Below are 15,737 nucleotides of genomic sequence, written 5' to 3'. Positions count from 1 at the left end.
ACCATGGTGGGCGAGCTTCAGCAGATTGTGGAGCGCAGCGGACGCGGCGACTCTATTCAGGCGGTCCTCACGAAGATGCTTTCCCCGTCCAGCGTGCCAGTCTTCTCTATGTCCGCCCCCTTGGCAATTTCTCACGTTTGAGAACGCCATTGAGCACCCAATAGATCCAGCCTCAATGGATTAACTGAAATCGTATGACTGACAAGTCAGGAGAGGTCATGTTGACGACGCGGAAACTATGGGCTTGGACAAAAGGGCTCCAGGCCTGGTGGAGCGGCGCTCTTGCTGGTAAAGAATGTGCTTACGCCCGCTGATTAAGATGACCTTCATGCGCTGCTCAAGGTGGCACATGGCATACCTGATCCAGAGAAACAGGAGCCCTTGCCTCTTGCCGAAGGCCGGATACCGGTACCGATCCAGGCTGAGATCGGGATCCAGTTGCTCGTCATCAAGAATTTGCGCAACGTCAACGCTGAAAACCAGCAGTTGGAAGTTGGAGCCAAGGGCTTGACGACCGTCTATGGCGGCAATGGAAGCGGAAAGTCTGGGGGCTAACGGGTTCTAAAGCGTGCTTGCAGGGCTCGCGACCAGTCAACCAGTCAGAGCTATTTCTCCCTAACGCCAATGTGGCTATGGCCCAATTTGGTTACGCTCAGGAAACCTTCACCGTATGCGTGAATGGCCAGATTGATGAATTTGTATGGAGCAAGGTAGTGTGTCCCCCAAGGACCTGTCGGCCCTGTCGATATGCGACACTCGGTGCGCGCGTGCCTTCCTGGGCAGCGAGGACGACTGCGCCTACGTGCCGTATGAGCTCAATGTGCTGGATGACCTGGGCGAGCTGCAACAGGATCTAAAGCTACGCCTTGAAGCCGAGCAGCGTGAACATGCTGTAGATCTCCAATTGTTCGCTCACCTCAAGGAAGAGACGGCAGTCGGGAGGTTGATAGCTACTTTCTCATCGAAAACTGATCCTGGAGCGGTGGAAGGCCAGTTCTTGGCATCAGTCGCGCCAACTACTCCAAGTATCCGCACATGAGCCCCCAACTTGCCCCTTCACCGTCATGTTGGCTGTGCCGCGCTGGATGAAGGCATCGAACCCATTGGAGTTGGGGTAAAGCCATGAAGACCGACAGTGACTTCGTCGTGCCCGGTGGGCAGGTTCAAACCTCCGCCCCCGAGGTCATGGGGCGCATCGAGCGCCGATGGGAAGGCTTGCGCGAACGCGTGGAGGCCAAGCTGCAGACGCTCAAAGGTGTGGATCGCAGGCAGGAATCCCGGCTCCTCGACCAAGCTGCCAAGGCCGGCACTGTGGCCAAGCGGGTGACATGGCTGCGCAAGGCGGCTGATAGCGTCACGGGCAGTGCTGCGCCGTTGGCCGCATGCCGCAAGGGTTGCTCACATTGCTGCCATATCGCCGTGATGATCTCCAGAGCCGAGGCACTGGTCATCGCCAAGGAAACCGGTGCGCCGATGAACCCGTTGGCAGGGAAGTACACGATGGCCAACGTGGATGAGGACAGCGAGAGCTACAAGGCGGCGACGCAGGAAGCGTTTGGCAAGCCCTGTACCTTCCTGAAGGATGATGTCTGTGGTATCTACTCAAGCCGCCCCCTTCAATGCAGGCTTCTCCTGAACATGGATGAGGACGCATTGCTGTGCCAGCTCGTGGAGGGCAGCACCATCAATGTCCCTTACCTGAACACCCAGGAACACCACGTCGATTCGGTTGTCATCCTTGGGGCTCACCAGGATTACGACGACATCAGAAACTGGTTCCCGATGACTGAGCAACAGTGAGCAGGGAGTCGTTAAGAGTTACCTACGAGCGGGACAAGAACCGTACCTGGATCTAGGAAGAGCGCATTACTCGTCATTCGATAAATGTGACGCGCGAGATCAAAGATGTCCCCAGTCTTTCACGCTGTCTCCTCGATTCGACGGTGCACAGCATTGTGGGGCGTTCGAGAATGACAGGCTACCAGCTCCCGCAGAGTTGGCATCCGGGATGCTCGCCGTTAGCCCTATCCTAGAAATTCGCAACGCTCGCTTCGAAGACTAGCTTCAACGATGTATTGAAGGTCAGAATCGAATGGTGTGCTTAGTTTTAAGCCTCAAACCCACTGGTGATGGTCAAAACGAATAGATCGTTGCGTTTGACTACTACCAGGGTCCATAATGGCTTAAAACTAAGCGATCATTGAGATTCAGGAGCGTGTACATGCAGATACAGGTAACGTCAGTTGAGAGCGTCGGTGTGGCCATCCGCGCTATGCGCAAGGTCAACAGTATTCGTCAGGAGGATGTGCCTGGGGTAAGCCATGTGTTCCTGCGCGACCTGGAGAAGGGCAAGGACACCATTCAGTTCGGGCGCGTGCTCAAGGTGCTCGATGAGCTTGGTATCCGGGTGCTGTTGGAGGTGCCAGATTCGCAGGCATCCGCTGTGAAGCGGGCCTTTGAGCACTTTTTACCCAAATCAAACATGGTTCTCCTTTCCAGCACCGAGAACAAAATGATCATCAAAAAGGTGCGTGAATGACCACCCGCACGCTCCAAGTCCTCATCAACGGAGCACTGGTGGGCACGCTGCGCGATGCCGACAACATCTGGGCGTTCCAGTATGCCGGCACCTGGTTGGCAAGCCCCGGCGCATTCCCTCTGGCCCCGTCTCTTCCGCTATCCACCGACTGGCAGGTGGACGGCTCATCGTCGCGGCCCGTGCAATGGTTTTTTGACAACCTGCTGCCCGAGGAGCTGATGCGCCAGGTGCTGGCGAAAGAGGTGAACGTGGAATCCGCGGATGCCTTCGGCATGCTGGAGCGCATGGGCATGGAGTCGGCTGGGGCCCTGGTGCTGCAGGCTGAGGGCGCACCGCAGCCTGAAAAAGGCATGCAGCCGCTCACTTGGGAAGACCTGTCTCAACGCATCCGCAACCTGCCGAGGGCGTCTCTGAACAAGGATGCCCCCAAGCGCATGTCGCTGGCCGGGGCTCAGCACAAGATGGTGGTTCTCTTTGATCCGAAGAGCCAGGAATTGAGCGAGCCCCTGAAAGGCACGCCATCCACCCACATCCTCAAGCCGAATTCGACAGCCGAGGGCTATCCGCACTCAGTGATCAACGAAACGTTCACCATGCTGCTGGCTGCTCGGTTGGGGCTCACCGTGCCCAGTGTCTGGCACTTGTACCTCCCGGAGCCAGTGTTCATCATCGAGCGTTTCGACCGAACGCCTGGGCATATCGAACCCGACCGCGTGCATGCGCTCGACGGCATCCAGCTGCTCAATGAGCCTGCATTCAACAAGTACACGAGCGCCACCCTCCCCAAGCTCAACGAACTCATCGACCAGTGTCGCAACAAAGTGGTGGCGCGCTTGGAGGTGTTCCGCTGGATCATCTTCAACACGATGGTGGGCAACTCGGACTCGCACCTGAAGAACATCTCGTTTTTGGTGGATCAGGAGGGTAAGCGAGTGGCCCCCTTCTACGACCTCCTGTGTACGGCGGTGTATCACACGCGGGTCTACAGCGACGGCGATGCCGTCTGGCCCAACGAAAAGCTGGCCACTCCCGTTGCAGGAGCGACCTTCTTTGCTGAAGTGACTTTCGAAAAGCTCCTTGAAACCGGCATGGAGCTGGGGCTCAACAAGGTCACTGCCGCGCGCGAGATCGGCAAGATCGTGAGCAAGCTGGATAAGGCCGCAGAAGACATCGCCGACAAGCTGGAAGCCACTATGCGCGACGCCACAGGGCCAAACGGCACGCCCACCCGCGAAACTGTCGGCGCACAAAGCCATCTCCTGCGCTCCATCCGCATGATTGTGATTGCGGACATGCTCAGACGCGTCCGCTTGCCAGTCCCGGCTGCTAAGGCCCCCCAAGCCTAGCGACAAGTGAGCCCAGCAGAGGAAGCCCGTGAATGGGTTGAATGCCGAATTGGACGCTATCCAAATGCTGAATTGGGCGGGTTCAGTTCCTTCATCGAAATTGACAAAGCAACTGCCGTACTGCTTTGAATTGGCTATTGAATTGCAATAAGAGTCATCAAGCAGCCCAGAGGCCCACAGAACGGGGCGCCAGCAACGACTGACGCATCGAAGGATACCCATGCAGAGGACGATTGGGTGAGCGTGGCGCCCCCACCAAATGAAATCTGCTGGACTCGACCAGGTTCTCAGCGCTCTGCGGGCCGGGGGCTCCCTGGCCGAACTGCCATCCAGCTTCTACAGCGGCGGTTACAGCTACGCCCCTGTGCTCACGACCAAGCGCGGCGCGCAGTACCGCGTGAGCACGCAGGTGATGCGGGGTGTCCCTGGCACCCCTATGCCTGATTGCGCGCACCCCTGAAACAAACCCTCACGTACCGCCAGCCGACCGCACCCGTTTCGGAGAATCCATGTCCCTGACCTTCGCCCACGTCCTTTCGGATTGGCGACGTTCTCGTGATGCCATGAAAAGCGGGAACTACGGGCAGAGATGCACATCTGGCCATCCCTATTGCCGTTGCGCTGCTGGACGGCCATTTGTGGTACCTCTGTGTCGGGCCCACAGCCGCAGGTGCCCGTTACGCGCATGGCCCCAAGTCCGAAGGCTGTGGAGGACTTCGAGGCCATCTTTGTGAGGCCCCACATGGATAAGGGCAGGGCAAGGGCGATCTTCGCTGGGAACCCAGATCGCCATGGTTGGGGGCTCAGTGCGGTGCCCGCAGCCGCTTTTGGGCATTCGGGACGATGGTGTGGTGGATAAGCTTGCCAAGGGTCCTCTTGCTCGGGCCGGAAGGTCATGTGGCTGGTCCAGCGCCTTGTGACTGCAGTCGAGTTACCAGACGCGCCCCAGCCGCCTGAGGGCCATGTGCGTTGGTATGTCATGACAAAAGGTTGATTGAGCAGGAGCCTTTGTCGTCGCATTAGCTATGTGGTCGCGCCTTTTCATGTGGCTAGAAATATGGACATTGATAGGTCGTTTGTATAAAATACTAGCCAAATGAAACCCGATCCTTCTGATTCTCTCGTCCTTCACCGGCAGTTGCTATTGCAGCTGGGTGATCGCCTGCGCCGACTGCGCAAGGCGCGAAAGCTCACCACGGTCGAGATGGCTGAACGCGCTGGCATTTCCCGCATGACACTCGCTTCGGTGGAAGCTGGCGATCCAGGCCCATCCATGGGCACCTATCTGCGGGTGATGGGTGTTCTAGGCGTGGCCGCTGACTTGGCATTTTTGGCGGGAGATATGGTTCATCCAGCGCAGCCTGGTACGGCGGCGGCCCGGTCACACCGACCAGCGCCTCAGGTTCAAATCATGATCAGCGCGGACAGCAAGCGGCATCAGGCGCAGGATCTGTTGAGCCTGGTTCTTCACGAAAAGGCGGTGGAGCGGGTGCGGGCCAATCCCGAGCTGATCGAGGAAGCCAAGGAGACTGTTAATCGCTGGATGAAAAGTGGCAACGCGCATTCGCACACCCTTTACGCAGAGTGGCTCAAGATCCTCATGGCGAAGAAGTGGAGCAAGGTTTTGGGCCGTTCGAGACATGCGCAGGAGCTACGCCAGGCGTCTCCTTTGCCCACGTTGCTCTCGAAAGAGGATCGCGAAAGCATCTTGAGTCATGTTTCAACTCTCAAGAAGGGGATTGTTTTTGGTGCGGAAGGGCCCCTTCCATGAATCGCCACGAACTGGAGCATCTGATCCGGGCGAGCGGTGCGATCACCGAAGAGTACGAATTCGTTGTGATCGGGAGCCAGTCCATTCTGGGCAAGATTCCCTACCCAGACCCCGAGTTCAAGATGTCTGCAGAGGCTGACATTTATCCCAGGTACGCGCCTGAGCTTGCGGAGAAGATCGAAGGGGTGCTGGGCGAGGGCTCCGAGTTTCACCTTGCGAACGGGTTTTATGCCCAAGGCGTGGGCCCAGAGACTGCAGTCCTGCCCCAGGGGTGGGAGGAACGGCTATGGAAGGTGCAGAACGGGAATACCGACAGCTTCATTGGCTGGTGCTTGGACGTTGAAGACCTTTTCATGTCGAAGGCGGCTGCAGCCAGGCCGAAGGATCAGGAGTTTTGCACGGGGCTCTTGCGTCGAGGGTATGTGACCCTTGAAAGGTGTCTCGAACTTGCTCCCTCAATGCCACTGGAGCCTCCAGAAATCGCGCGACTGGTAGCCCGCATCAAGCGCTGGGCGAAGTAGGTCTCCCCAAGCCCTTGATTCGCCCTGCGGCAACCTCGCAGCTGAAGTCGCTGGCGTTGTACTCCCTAGATGCCGGGTTGATGAAAAACACCCTGGAGTCGCCGCCATAACCCGATGGATTGCGCGTTATGAACGTGGCGTAGAAGACCCCGAAAAGCACAACGTGGCTCAGCAAACAGTCGTGTGTTGCGAGACAAGCCAGCGTATGACCACCGGGATATGGGTTTTGGAAAGTCAGGGGATGCCGTGAAGGCTCAGCCTGGATTGCACCAATGAAGCTGTCTGCCAGCGTGTCGCGGTTCATGCCCTTTGTGTTGATTGCGCGTAGATACTGCTCCCCGCTGTCGGAGATGATGGCCACATCCCCGAGAGTTGCCACTGTCATCTGTTCAACGGGCTCACTTTCCTCCGGCCTCTGGTTTGCGTTTATGCACTCGTTCCAGCAACCGGAAAGTGAGACTGCGGGCCATGGGCTCGTGTGTTTTTCGGGGGAGCGCCAGGGCATGCGCGTGTGTGACTTCCTTCAGGGCCATCAAGTAGCATGGGCGATATGGCCAACAAGACTGGCAAGACCTTGATGGTCTGACAGCGCCCCAACATGCCGACTCCCCGCATCGACCTGACTGTCGTCAACGATTCCAGCGATGACCTGGTAGTACCGCGTAGCGCGCTGGTGCAGGTGGACCTGATCACCACGGTGGTCGATGTGGCAAGCGCCAATTACGCGGCGGGTGTGAAGACGAAGTTGACGCTCAATGAAACCTGCTCTGGTCACGGAGTGCATCAAGGGGCCCGCACGCTTCTGGTGATGGAGAGCTACAAGGCGGTTTGCATGCTCATCAGGCACGCGGCAGACAGCTAAGTGAAGCTGGACCCTTGGAGCTGAGGAGGGGGCTCGGGCATATGCCGGACCCCCAGAATGCTTATCCCGACTTACGGCGCAGCGTGTGCGTTGTCATGTCATCCAAGCAAACCACGTGGGCTACACCCCAGTTCAGACGGGCGGTTTTGGCTTGGCCGCCCAAGTACGCATGCCAAGCGTTGTCAAGAGCCTTCTGTACGGCATCTAGAGACCCGAAGGCGATCACCGTTGGGCTGCTGCGCACCAGTGCCCGAGCCGGAGAATTGCTTTCCATGACCTCAATCTCATCCATCGGGAAGCCGAGTTCAGGGACACGAAAGACTCCTGAGGCCTTGGCCTCGGTGCGCTGGTCCATACCTGTTGCCTGCCACTCGCGGGCAGCAACGAAACGCGCGTTGGTGCCGGTCGTTGTGGGCGTTTTCGCTGGGCGGTCCAGATAGTTTGCCGGCGCAACGTTACGCGGAGGTGAGAGTTTTGCCCACCACGCGTACAGGTCCGCGTCGATGAAGTAGCCACCTGTCTTGACGCTGTGGGCTTTGGCGAGGATCGTCTTGCCAGATCCAGGACCACCCACAAGAGCCACGAAATCCAGTTCGTCTGGCTTGCAGTTGGCCAGCGCCACATCCAGAAGCTGCAGGGCTTGATCCTTCCAGGGACGATTGAACTGACGGGGCAGATCGCGAGGGAACGGTTCGCCCTTGGTCACGGACTTCTTGTGCAACAGGTCGTAGATAGCAAATTCGTCGAGGTGCGCAATGTTGCGGCTGGCTGCGCCCTTCTTGGCGAGATGTCGCACCTCGAAAAAGTCGCGATGTCCGAGCAGCTGGGCGATCAGATTCTCGCCCTCCTCAACGGTTTCGACGTACTTCAGGGATTTTGCCTTCTTGGCAGCTTGGCTAAGGTTGACATTGGCGGCAAAAACGGCGCCATCGTTGACATACAACTTCATTCGAACTCCTTCATTCACGATGGAGCTGCCTTGGCGCTTTCGGGCCAAAGCTTGGGAGGGCGCATTCGCAAAGCTCCATCAGTCCAGAAAGAGGATCGAGGGTTTGTAAATGGTGATCAGGCCATGGTCTCAATAGACCCCCCAACGCCGCAAGCGGCGCGCGCCCAGGGGTGGCCTTGCAAGTATATCGCGCAGGACCGAGGGCAAAAAGTGTGATTTGTTTGGATTACATGCCCCGCCCGAAAGCGGGATCAGGCTGCGTGCGCTCTGCCCCCTACAACCGACCTGTTGAGTTCAACCGCTTTTCTCACTCGTGAGTGCTTCGCACTTGAGCAAAAAGGCGCTTTTGCCACCCCGAGGGGGAGGAGGGCGCTCAGAAGAGCCCGCTGGCCTTGGCGGGGGCGGGCCGACGCTGAATGGAGAGGCTGCGGGATGGCTGCGTGCTGACCATGCCGCTGCTGAGGTTTGACGGGCACGACTGGCAATGCACCAGGTTCAGATCTGTGGTGGTCGAGGTTTCGTCATCCTTCCAGCGCACTGACATCACGCCCGACTTCAGGGTAAAGCTGTTGCCGTTCCGGTAGATGCACTGTTCGTCCTTGCGTCCATCATCGAGCGTCGGCGAGCCGTACTTGGCTTCCAGCTCCTGCCGGATCTTGGTCTCCATCACCTCGTCGGGGCGCTGCACGTTGATTACGGAGAGCGAATCCCCCTTGAAGCCCAGGCTGAGTTTCACGGGGTCGGGTGAAAAGGGCAGCAATCGTGCATGGCGCTGGAAGATGTGCCCACCGATAAAAAGCAAATCGCGGTAACGCGGTCCTTCGGCCGTCCGGTGAAAACGCTGGAGCCATTACTGGAGGCCGTGAGTGAGTTTGCGTCACGCGCGGCAGAAAAACTCAGGAAGCAGGGGAGTTTCGCGGGCCAGCTTTATGGCTTTGCCCACAGCTCGCCTTTTCGGCCACTTCCCCAGTTTTCGCGCGGAGTAGTCGTGCCATTGCGCAGACCAACTGCAGACACATCCATTCTGGTCCAAGCAGCTCGCGTGGGAGTGCGCCGGTTTTATGAAGACGGATACCAGCTGCAAAAAGCGGGCGTCATATTGCTGGATCTCGCGAGTTCCACGCTCCACCAAGGCTAATTTGATTTGGAAGATCTAGAGCCGTATAGGCAAGTCATAGCCGCAGATCTAGACGCTGAAATCGTGAAGGCTCGTTATTTTGAGGACGGCTCTGTCTGGCGGGGGCTTGTGGACCATGCTCGGGTGCTTGGGGAGCAGGAAATCCGCGAAGCTTTGCTCTTCTCTGGGGGCTACGCTAGAAAACTGCTGCCACCTTTTGAAACCACTCCGAAATAGAGCGGGTCTAACCAAACGGGGGAGGGCCATGTAATGAGGCGCAGGAGGCCCCAAAAACAAGCTTCCAAACTCCAGCCGGGGGGTGAATTACTTTGGGGCTCTGAGGGCGTTTGGTGAGCTAGGAGGCCCATCGGAGGATCTTGGGGTTCTATTACGGGAGACGAAAAACCCTCGGCCCGCAGAGATTCGAGAAAGCAGCGGAGAGCAATTCCCGCTTTATAGGGTCGCGCCGGGGGGGCTGCGCCACTAAGACCGGCAAAGGCGGCTTTTCGGTGAAAAAGGTCACGAGAGCGATTTCTGCACCGCCGCGCGTCACCGGGCTCAGAGAGCGGAATTCTCCTTGGGTTACCACTGAATCAAAACCCGACGCGGACCACCGCCAGAAACGCCAAAGGCCGAATGGCTTCCGCGTAGCTCGTCGTATCCAACGCTCGCCATCGCAATCTTACTGTTGTCGCAAGTCGGCCTTCGAATTCATATGCCAATTCCAGCCGTGAAACAGGGTGCTGAAAGGCGAAGCCTGGAAACTGGACAAATACCGAGCACCAGATGGTGAAGATACCGGTTCCGGGCGGAAATTAAGGCTACGGAAGTGCGGGGCGAACACTAAACGCTGTCGGGCTGATTGGGCGACGAGGGCCGTCATCAAAATCGATGCGCAACTACATAGAAATGCATCTACATAGGGCCTCAGCTATCGCCGCGATTGAGGCGATTCCGCGAGGGGCGATTCGTCCCCTCAATAACAGCCTCGAAAGACCGCAATGTGTATAGAGGAAGAGCCAGTGTGATCGCCTAACCCCGAGATCAATGGAACCAAACTACGGAGCGCTTATTTCTTCGGGGGAAAGAAGACGGGGGTCAAAGCACGGGGCCTGAAGAGCATAAACGCCGCGAGGGAAACATCCAGCGAGCACATCAATCCACCCCTGAAATGTCAAAGGCCCCATGTGCATCTACATAGGGCCCAGATTTAAGTGCAAGTGAAAAAAGAAGATTGTGGGTCAAGCTGCGGGTTCTATTGCTTTTACATAGGCCCTAGCCGACCGCCTCTTCCTCGGACTCAACCTCATCCCCCTTCTGCGCTTTCAACACGCGGATGGCATTACGAGTATTGATGATGGCCTTGACAATGTGTTTTGACTTTCGTCTGATGGATTGAAGCTTTTTTTTCTGTCTTCATCACTTCATCAATTTCCCATTCTCTGGCAAAGGTATTCAGTCGGTCCTTTGCATAGGTCATTGATTCTTCATTGATCGCAATCCTCACTCGAATGGATTGTCGGTTGTTCTTTTGACCAAACCAACGGATTCCCGTCCATTTGAGATCCAAATGGTTGCCCTTTCTGGTACATGACAGTTGCAGTGTTGACCTGGACTCCCAGCCTGTCGCCTTCGCCTCAACCCGATCCACAAAGCTCATGTACTCGTCTGCCGCGACCATGGCTTGGCCATAGAGCACCTCGATGCATCGCTCAAGGCCTTGGATTGCATCTTCATAGAGGGCTAGTTCGTCTTTGTTCATTTCGGGGGGTAGATCCATCTCTTTACCGTGTATGGAGATACCCGGTACATCCATCCACGGGGCCGTACTGCTCAAAACACACTTTTTCCGGGATGGAGATGCCGGTCTGGTCCATCCTAGTTGGATGAATCCACCCATCCTATAGCATCCTCAGGTGTAGGCTTGAAAAAGTGTCAATCCTAATAGGAAGGATTCAGGGTGCCAATCCATCCTATTAGGATGCACAGCTTTTTGGACTTTTCATGTCGCAGGGAGCGGAGGGGGTTGGGTCTCTTTATGATCCATTATTTGCCGTTCCATCCTAATAGGATGAATCCACTAGGTCAAAGAGCCGCTGGAACAGCTGATCTTGCAGTCCGCATAAAGAGGGGTGTGAATTCATCCTATTAGGATCAAGAGGCGTAAAATGATGAAAACGTCGTTTTGTCCGAGCAATTCGTTGAAGTGAGTCATTAGTCACTCTGTACTGCTACGAGACCGTCCGACGCCAGGCGTACTTGCTGCGACTACGCTGCGGTTGACCTGCGACAAGAATTGCACGTAATTGCATTAAGTGTCTAATGGAGTGCGATTAATTGTGAAGTTTATGTAATGAAGGTGGGAGCGCAAGCGGGAACTTTTATTTCCGAAGAGCACGGAGCAAAAGTGAGTGTCGAAACGCTCGGAAATGCAATTCACTCCGGCAAGGAAAGCATCTTGCTCATGGGTGAGCGTGTCGAACTTGCTCCTTTCCTCAAGAAGGCAAGTGAAACTCTTTCCTCTGTCGCAGCCACTTCGATTCAAAAGGCTCTCCGTGTGGAAACTATGTCTCCTGACGTTATTGTTCTGGTCGGCGGTGGATCTTGCTTCTTCCAGCAGGCAATTCAGGAGGCATTCCCGCGCCTGAAAGTGGTATCGCCTAAAAATCCTGTGCTTTCGAATGCGCGTGGATTTTGGCTGCTCGGCGGTGCTTCTGTATGAGCGGCAAAAGCCTGAAAGTCGTTGTCGAAATTAACGAGGCATACCCGCTTTTGCATAGTGCTTTTGCGCGGATTCCGGCTAATGTCAGATCAGAACGGCTTAGGGCTTTGGCAATGATCGGTATGTACCTTGAAAGCGGATCAGAAACTTTCAGGGGCATTCCGGTAAACATGGGGGTTGTTTACGGGCAGCTCGAACCGATCCAGTTCGCAGTGTTTATTGGCGAAACACAACCCAAGTTGCTAGATCAGTTGAGCAGTATTTCTAAGCGCGCTAGAGCCGAACGTTTGAGGATATTGGCACTTCTGGCGCTCTATTCAGAGACGGGGAAAATCGTAGTAGACGGGAGTAAGCCAGCAATACAAGCATCTATGGCGGCTGAACCTAGATCTCAGATTTCGTCGGACAGTCCACGCTCAAGACAACCTGCGCTATCGACGAATGCAGATGACGTGGAGTCTCTTCCGAAGCCTGTTGACCCGGTAAAGGAGATTGCAGGTAGTCCAAGCAGTACCGAGTTGCCTCCAGTTGTGTCGTCCACGACCGACGCCAGTAACAGGGTTGGCAAAGGCGTTCGAAGCTTTGCACGTTCTTTGGGTTAATTGAATGAATGAAGATCTGAAAAACACTCAGTCCGCCAGTCTTGGCTCTTGGACTGTGGGCCCCCCCCCGGAGGGAGTCCGAGTCGCCATGGCTTGCCGTAAGTGGAGCGGTATTCACAATGAGCGGTATGTGGAGGTCATTGCCCACGACCCTTCGATGTACCTTGATTCCCTCGGCCTGGAAATGATGATGAAGCCATCGGTTACCGTCATTTATGGCAGTGTTTTCACTCAGGGGAATACCACCTGCATCCTCAATGAACACGGAATGCCAGTAGGCGCATATCCCAATTCCATTCTGGCCTGGACCAGAGTGCCTGAGGATTTACTGCAGAACCTGCAAGCTGCGGTCTTGACAGACCTGGCCGTGGGACTCGCCAGCAAGCGCGCCAAAACTTCGTAGGCAGGCCTGTTTCTGCGGAGCGCGTATGCGTCAAGAGTTTGTTCGTGGAAAACGCCGGTACATCCTAAGCCTGGATGTTGATCTGTTCGATGCCTGTGTAATCAACCGCCATTGGTATGGCGAGACAAATCGCCGTCATGGGCGCAGACAGGAACTATTCACGGACCTGGATCTGGCCAAGGTCAGATTCACCGCAGTACAGGCATACCTTTTGAAGAGGGGCTACGAGTATCCACCGATAGTTGTTTTGAATGAAGGGCGCGGGTAGATTGAGCGTTCTGGTCCTTTGATTGGGTTTTGCGAAGAACAGCGCTCTCACATTGCGCTCGACTCTTTGCCAAAGGGCTGACCGGTGGTCAGCCCTTTGTTTTGGACGAGCAGCGTGAACGACTTCACCGAACTGGACGCTAGCGGGGGCCAGTTGAGCACGCTCCGGGCTAAGCTCGCTACTTCCCCTTACCGTCCAGCCCAATGAAACTTCTTGTCCTCTTGCCTTTGGTGTCGGCCGCAGCTTTGGTGCTGAGCGGTTGCGGCGAAACGACCGTCGAAGACGTGCGCAAGGCCTACGGTGCCATGAGCGATGAAAAGCTGCAGGCCGAGGCCCTGCACCAGCGGGTAGAGTGCCGCGCGGCGACACGGGATTCGGACAAGCCAGGATCTCCGTGCAGCCGCGCGAACCTCGCGGAGGAGATGGCTGAATCCCGTGGGTGGTGTTGGGGGCCCTATGCCGCCGCCAACTCGGACAAGTCTTGGCTGCGCTGCACCGATGACGTGACGAAATCGGCGCAGGCCAAGGCAACCTGGTTCGCCGCTACCCAAAGCGGCTCCTGCCGAGAGTCCAGCCTGATCGAGGCCATCAGCAAGGTGCTGGAGCACGAGGGTCCGTGGAATGTGAAGACCTCGTTTTCGAAGGAGGGCTTCTTCGACGTGTCGAGCCAGCTCAAGGACGGTACCAGCTACAAGGTGCGGCTGTACCCCAGCTGCGGTTCGGCTCAGATGGTCTACATCGCCAAGCCTGGTGATGAGGGTGGCGTGTCGGTCGCAGCTCCGCTGGGGATGTCGCCCAGAGATGCTGGCGATCTCTATGGCTTCGATGTCCGCAACTGCAGTGCCTATTCGTTTGGAGGCGGTATCGGGTGTGGCATGGGCTACCAGGCCGGCATGCAGCCGCCGATCCGCTTGAGCGACGGCTTCATTCCCTGCTCAGTGGATCGGCCCGTGCAATTCGACTTCCAGCCGCGCCGGGGCATGGTGGGTGTCACCTGCAGCGTCACGGCCGAGGACATGTCTGCGTTCGAGCAGCGGATGGCAGGTGCCTTTGGGGAGCAGCAGCGGGCGTCAGATGGAAGCCGCCGATGGCAGCTCGGTGGCTACACGGTCGGCAGTGTGGAGGTGGTCGTTTTGGGAAAGACGCTGCGGCGTGTGTCCGTCTACCAGGACTGACCTTTTCGCTCGGTAGATCCTTTCGCGGGCAATTTCTTGATCGCATCTCGCAGCGTGCCCATGGTCGAATCTTTTCTACAGTCTTCGTGCATGGTCATGCACAAAAGCTGAAAACATTGGAGCCTACTTTCCAGGGGAAATCGATTGCCAGCGCTGTCTACACAGAATTCGTCAACGATGCGGTATGCGTTCCCAAGTGCTACAGCGGTTGCCTGAAGCCCCTCTGTAATAGATGGCGGCGGTGGTTTTGCGTTCAGCAGGTAGGGGAGATTGAATCCTAGCTCCCCAAGTTTTTGCACGTAGTCCAAACCTGGTGAGCGTTTGTCTTTTTCATAGATGTTCTGCGTTGTCCTCGCGACGCCGCAATGTGTCGCGACTTCCTGCTGAGATAGCTGTAGCCTGAGCCTCTCTAATTTCAGTCGCCGCCCAAAGGAGCTGCTGTTATCGGCCTTTGCGGGTTCCGATTCAGGCGACAAATCGAATTTAGTTGTCACGGGCGGTTCAATCATTTGGAAATGGTAGTGGACACACGAGCCAAGAAGATCCGCTGATATCGCGCGAGGTCTGGTGTCCCTGCGATCCTGTTGGGTTTACCATCTAGTGAAACTAGGGCAGGAGTCTTCTAGGGGACCAATTCAGAGCAAGCGCTCTCGCATGAAGCTTCAGCCTCACCTTCGCTGATTCCGAACGCCTCGAACATAGCGTTGCCGCGTTGAAACAGGTCTGCCATCTGGGCGGCAAGCTCGTAGCGGTCAAGAAACTCGGTCCCTGTACTGGCCCCCCGGCGATGGATTTTGACCTTGCAAAGCAGCGCCATCAGCAGATGGATCGCGCCTACACGCCTGTGCAGGAACCACATCCAGTGGGGCCACTCTTTGGCGAGTCGGGCAAAGAAGGCGCGCACCTCGGGGATTTCCGCCAACTCGCGCGGGTCAGTGTCATAACCCACCACCTGGATGACCAGGCACTCCTGGTAGCGAAGGGCGGTTTCTCTGGACTCAGCGATTGCATGGAGACGTTCCAAAGCACTGGCGATGTTGCCGGTTTCAATCTCACGCTTTGAGATCTCCAGCACCAGCAACGCGTCACCCTCAAAGGCGGCGAGGCCAGCGGCATCGGTTCGGACTACTGACGGCTTGGGGGTCATGGGCATGGGTTGCGCTCCTGATTCACGAGACGATGGCCACTTGAGAGCCCAGTGCTGAGCGCAGAACGCTGAGGTGGAGGCGATCACTTCCGGGTTGCACGAGCGGTGTGCTTGAGACCTTGGTCATGCTGGCCACACCGCGTTCGAACAGGCAGATGCAGGAATGGTAGGGGTGCTGCGCGGATGCGTACATGGGGGTCCCCTTGTTTTCAGTGCAATAACTGGCGGTACGCAAACCCAGCACTGGCGCGGGGGTGGTGTTGGTAGATCGTTGATTCTGTTGGCTTTCCTGTTCACCTTCAAATCCGGGATTCG

The 15,737-nt window shown here is 56.7% G+C and carries 21 protein-coding genes; 14 read left to right on the top strand and 7 right to left on the bottom strand.

What is annotated here, in order from left to right; genetic code table 11:
* Positions 1–381 precede the first annotated feature (381 nt).
* The 8 genes from ACOQFS_RS02370 (at position 382) to ACOQFS_RS02335 (ending at position 6,177) form a co-directional block, all read left to right on the top strand.
* Positions 382–555, top strand: coding sequence for a hypothetical protein (locus ACOQFS_RS02370; protein WP_158276469.1), 174 nt, complete (start codon positions 382–384; stop codon positions 553–555).
* Positions 556–715: 160 nt separating this feature from the next.
* The gene (locus ACOQFS_RS02365; protein WP_421561378.1) at positions 716–1,039 is read left to right on the top strand and encodes a hypothetical protein; all 324 of its coding nucleotides are present in this window, start codon (positions 716–718) and stop codon (positions 1,037–1,039) included.
* Positions 1,040–1,122: 83 nt separating this feature from the next.
* Positions 1,123–1,800 (top strand): YkgJ family cysteine cluster protein, encoded by a 678-nt coding sequence (locus ACOQFS_RS02360; RefSeq protein ID WP_108627292.1) that lies wholly within the window; start codon positions 1,123–1,125, stop codon positions 1,798–1,800.
* Between the two features lie 421 nt (positions 1,801–2,221).
* The gene (locus tag ACOQFS_RS02355; protein WP_199226546.1) at positions 2,222–2,539 is read left to right on the top strand and encodes a hypothetical protein; all 318 of its coding nucleotides are present in this window, start codon (positions 2,222–2,224) and stop codon (positions 2,537–2,539) included.
* Positions 2,536–3,885, top strand: coding sequence for a HipA domain-containing protein (locus ACOQFS_RS02350; RefSeq protein ID WP_108627291.1), 1,350 nt, complete (start codon positions 2,536–2,538; stop codon positions 3,883–3,885). The genes ACOQFS_RS02355 and ACOQFS_RS02350 overlap by 4 nt, the downstream gene beginning before the upstream one ends.
* Before the next feature lie 259 nt (positions 3,886–4,144).
* Positions 4,145–4,345, top strand: coding sequence for a hypothetical protein (locus tag ACOQFS_RS02345; RefSeq protein ID WP_108499163.1), 201 nt, complete (start codon positions 4,145–4,147; stop codon positions 4,343–4,345).
* Between the two features lie 636 nt (positions 4,346–4,981).
* Positions 4,982–5,656 carry a helix-turn-helix domain-containing protein gene (locus ACOQFS_RS02340; RefSeq protein ID WP_108627290.1) on the top strand — a complete coding sequence of 225 codons (675 nt, stop codon included), beginning with the start codon at positions 4,982–4,984 and terminating at the stop codon, positions 5,654–5,656.
* Positions 5,653–6,177, top strand: coding sequence for a DUF6036 family nucleotidyltransferase (locus ACOQFS_RS02335; RefSeq protein ID WP_108627289.1), 525 nt, complete (start codon positions 5,653–5,655; stop codon positions 6,175–6,177). The genes ACOQFS_RS02340 and ACOQFS_RS02335 overlap by 4 nt, the downstream gene beginning before the upstream one ends.
* On the opposite strand, the gene ACOQFS_RS02330 is transcribed toward ACOQFS_RS02335, so the two are convergent.
* Positions 6,158–6,538, bottom strand: coding sequence for a hypothetical protein (locus ACOQFS_RS02330; protein ID WP_421561377.1), 381 nt, complete (start codon positions 6,536–6,538; stop codon positions 6,158–6,160). The genes ACOQFS_RS02335 and ACOQFS_RS02330 overlap by 20 nt on opposite strands.
* Before the next feature lie 237 nt (positions 6,539–6,775).
* Between ACOQFS_RS02330 and ACOQFS_RS02325 the strand changes: the two genes are divergently transcribed.
* A complete protein-coding gene (locus tag ACOQFS_RS02325) occupies positions 6,776–7,039 on the top strand; it encodes a hypothetical protein (RefSeq protein WP_108627287.1) in 264 nt (87 codons plus the stop codon).
* Positions 7,040–7,100: 61 nt separating this feature from the next.
* Here the strand turns inward: ACOQFS_RS02325 and ACOQFS_RS02320 are convergent, their stop codons facing one another.
* The gene (locus ACOQFS_RS02320; RefSeq protein WP_421561376.1) at positions 7,101–7,988 is read right to left on the bottom strand and encodes a hypothetical protein; all 888 of its coding nucleotides are present in this window, start codon (positions 7,986–7,988) and stop codon (positions 7,101–7,103) included.
* Positions 7,989–8,361: 373 nt separating this feature from the next.
* Positions 8,362–8,724, bottom strand: a complete 363-nt coding sequence (locus ACOQFS_RS02315) for a hypothetical protein (protein WP_146186044.1) — start codon at positions 8,722–8,724, stop codon at positions 8,362–8,364.
* A 30-nt stretch (positions 8,725–8,754) separates the two neighbouring features.
* On the opposite strand from ACOQFS_RS02315, the gene ACOQFS_RS02310 reads away from it, so the two are divergent.
* On the top strand, positions 8,755–9,126 hold the full coding sequence (locus ACOQFS_RS02310; protein WP_060987628.1) for a hypothetical protein: 372 nt from the start codon (positions 8,755–8,757) through the stop codon (positions 9,124–9,126).
* A gap of 1,321 nt (positions 9,127–10,447) precedes the next feature.
* Here ACOQFS_RS02310 and mobI read toward each other — a convergent pair.
* Positions 10,448–10,867 (bottom strand): conjugative transfer protein MobI(A/C), encoded by a 420-nt coding sequence (mobI, locus tag ACOQFS_RS02305; protein ID WP_146186043.1) that lies wholly within the window; start codon positions 10,865–10,867, stop codon positions 10,448–10,450.
* 591 nt (positions 10,868–11,458) lie between these two features.
* Here mobI and ACOQFS_RS02300 point away from each other — a divergent pair.
* From ACOQFS_RS02300 to ACOQFS_RS02285, 4 genes are all read left to right on the top strand, one after another.
* Positions 11,459–11,827, top strand: a complete 369-nt coding sequence (locus tag ACOQFS_RS02300; protein WP_421561375.1) for a hypothetical protein — start codon at positions 11,459–11,461, stop codon at positions 11,825–11,827.
* Positions 11,824–12,429, top strand: coding sequence for a hypothetical protein (locus ACOQFS_RS02295; RefSeq protein WP_421561374.1), 606 nt, complete (start codon positions 11,824–11,826; stop codon positions 12,427–12,429). The genes ACOQFS_RS02300 and ACOQFS_RS02295 overlap by 4 nt, the downstream gene beginning before the upstream one ends.
* Before the next feature lie 157 nt (positions 12,430–12,586).
* Entirely contained in the window at positions 12,587–12,832 is a 246-nt protein-coding gene (locus ACOQFS_RS02290; RefSeq protein WP_421561373.1) for a hypothetical protein, read from the top strand.
* 471 nt (positions 12,833–13,303) lie between these two features.
* Complete coding sequence (locus ACOQFS_RS02285) at positions 13,304–14,275, top strand: hypothetical protein (RefSeq protein ID WP_421561372.1); 972 nt, start codon at positions 13,304–13,306, stop codon at positions 14,273–14,275.
* Here ACOQFS_RS02285 and ACOQFS_RS02280 read toward each other — a convergent pair.
* From ACOQFS_RS02280 to ACOQFS_RS02270, 3 genes are all read right to left on the bottom strand, one after another.
* Positions 14,263–14,784, bottom strand: a complete 522-nt coding sequence (locus ACOQFS_RS02280; protein ID WP_421561371.1) for a helix-turn-helix domain-containing protein — start codon at positions 14,782–14,784, stop codon at positions 14,263–14,265. The two genes, ACOQFS_RS02285 and ACOQFS_RS02280, sit on opposite strands and share 13 nt — an antisense overlap.
* Positions 14,785–14,897: 113 nt before the next feature.
* The gene (locus tag ACOQFS_RS02275) at positions 14,898–15,428 is read right to left on the bottom strand and encodes a chlororespiratory reduction 6 domain-containing protein (RefSeq protein ID WP_421561370.1); all 531 of its coding nucleotides are present in this window, start codon (positions 15,426–15,428) and stop codon (positions 14,898–14,900) included.
* Between the two features lie 16 nt (positions 15,429–15,444).
* A partial coding sequence (locus tag ACOQFS_RS02270; RefSeq protein WP_421561369.1) for a hypothetical protein occupies positions 15,445–15,737 on the bottom strand: 293 nt, incomplete at its 5' end.

This window comes from Paracidovorax sp. MALMAid1276, from assembly GCF_049198005.1.
GTDB lineage: Bacteria > Pseudomonadota > Gammaproteobacteria > Burkholderiales > Burkholderiaceae_C > Acidovorax.
This window is presented reverse-complemented; position numbering and strand designations above follow the sequence as displayed.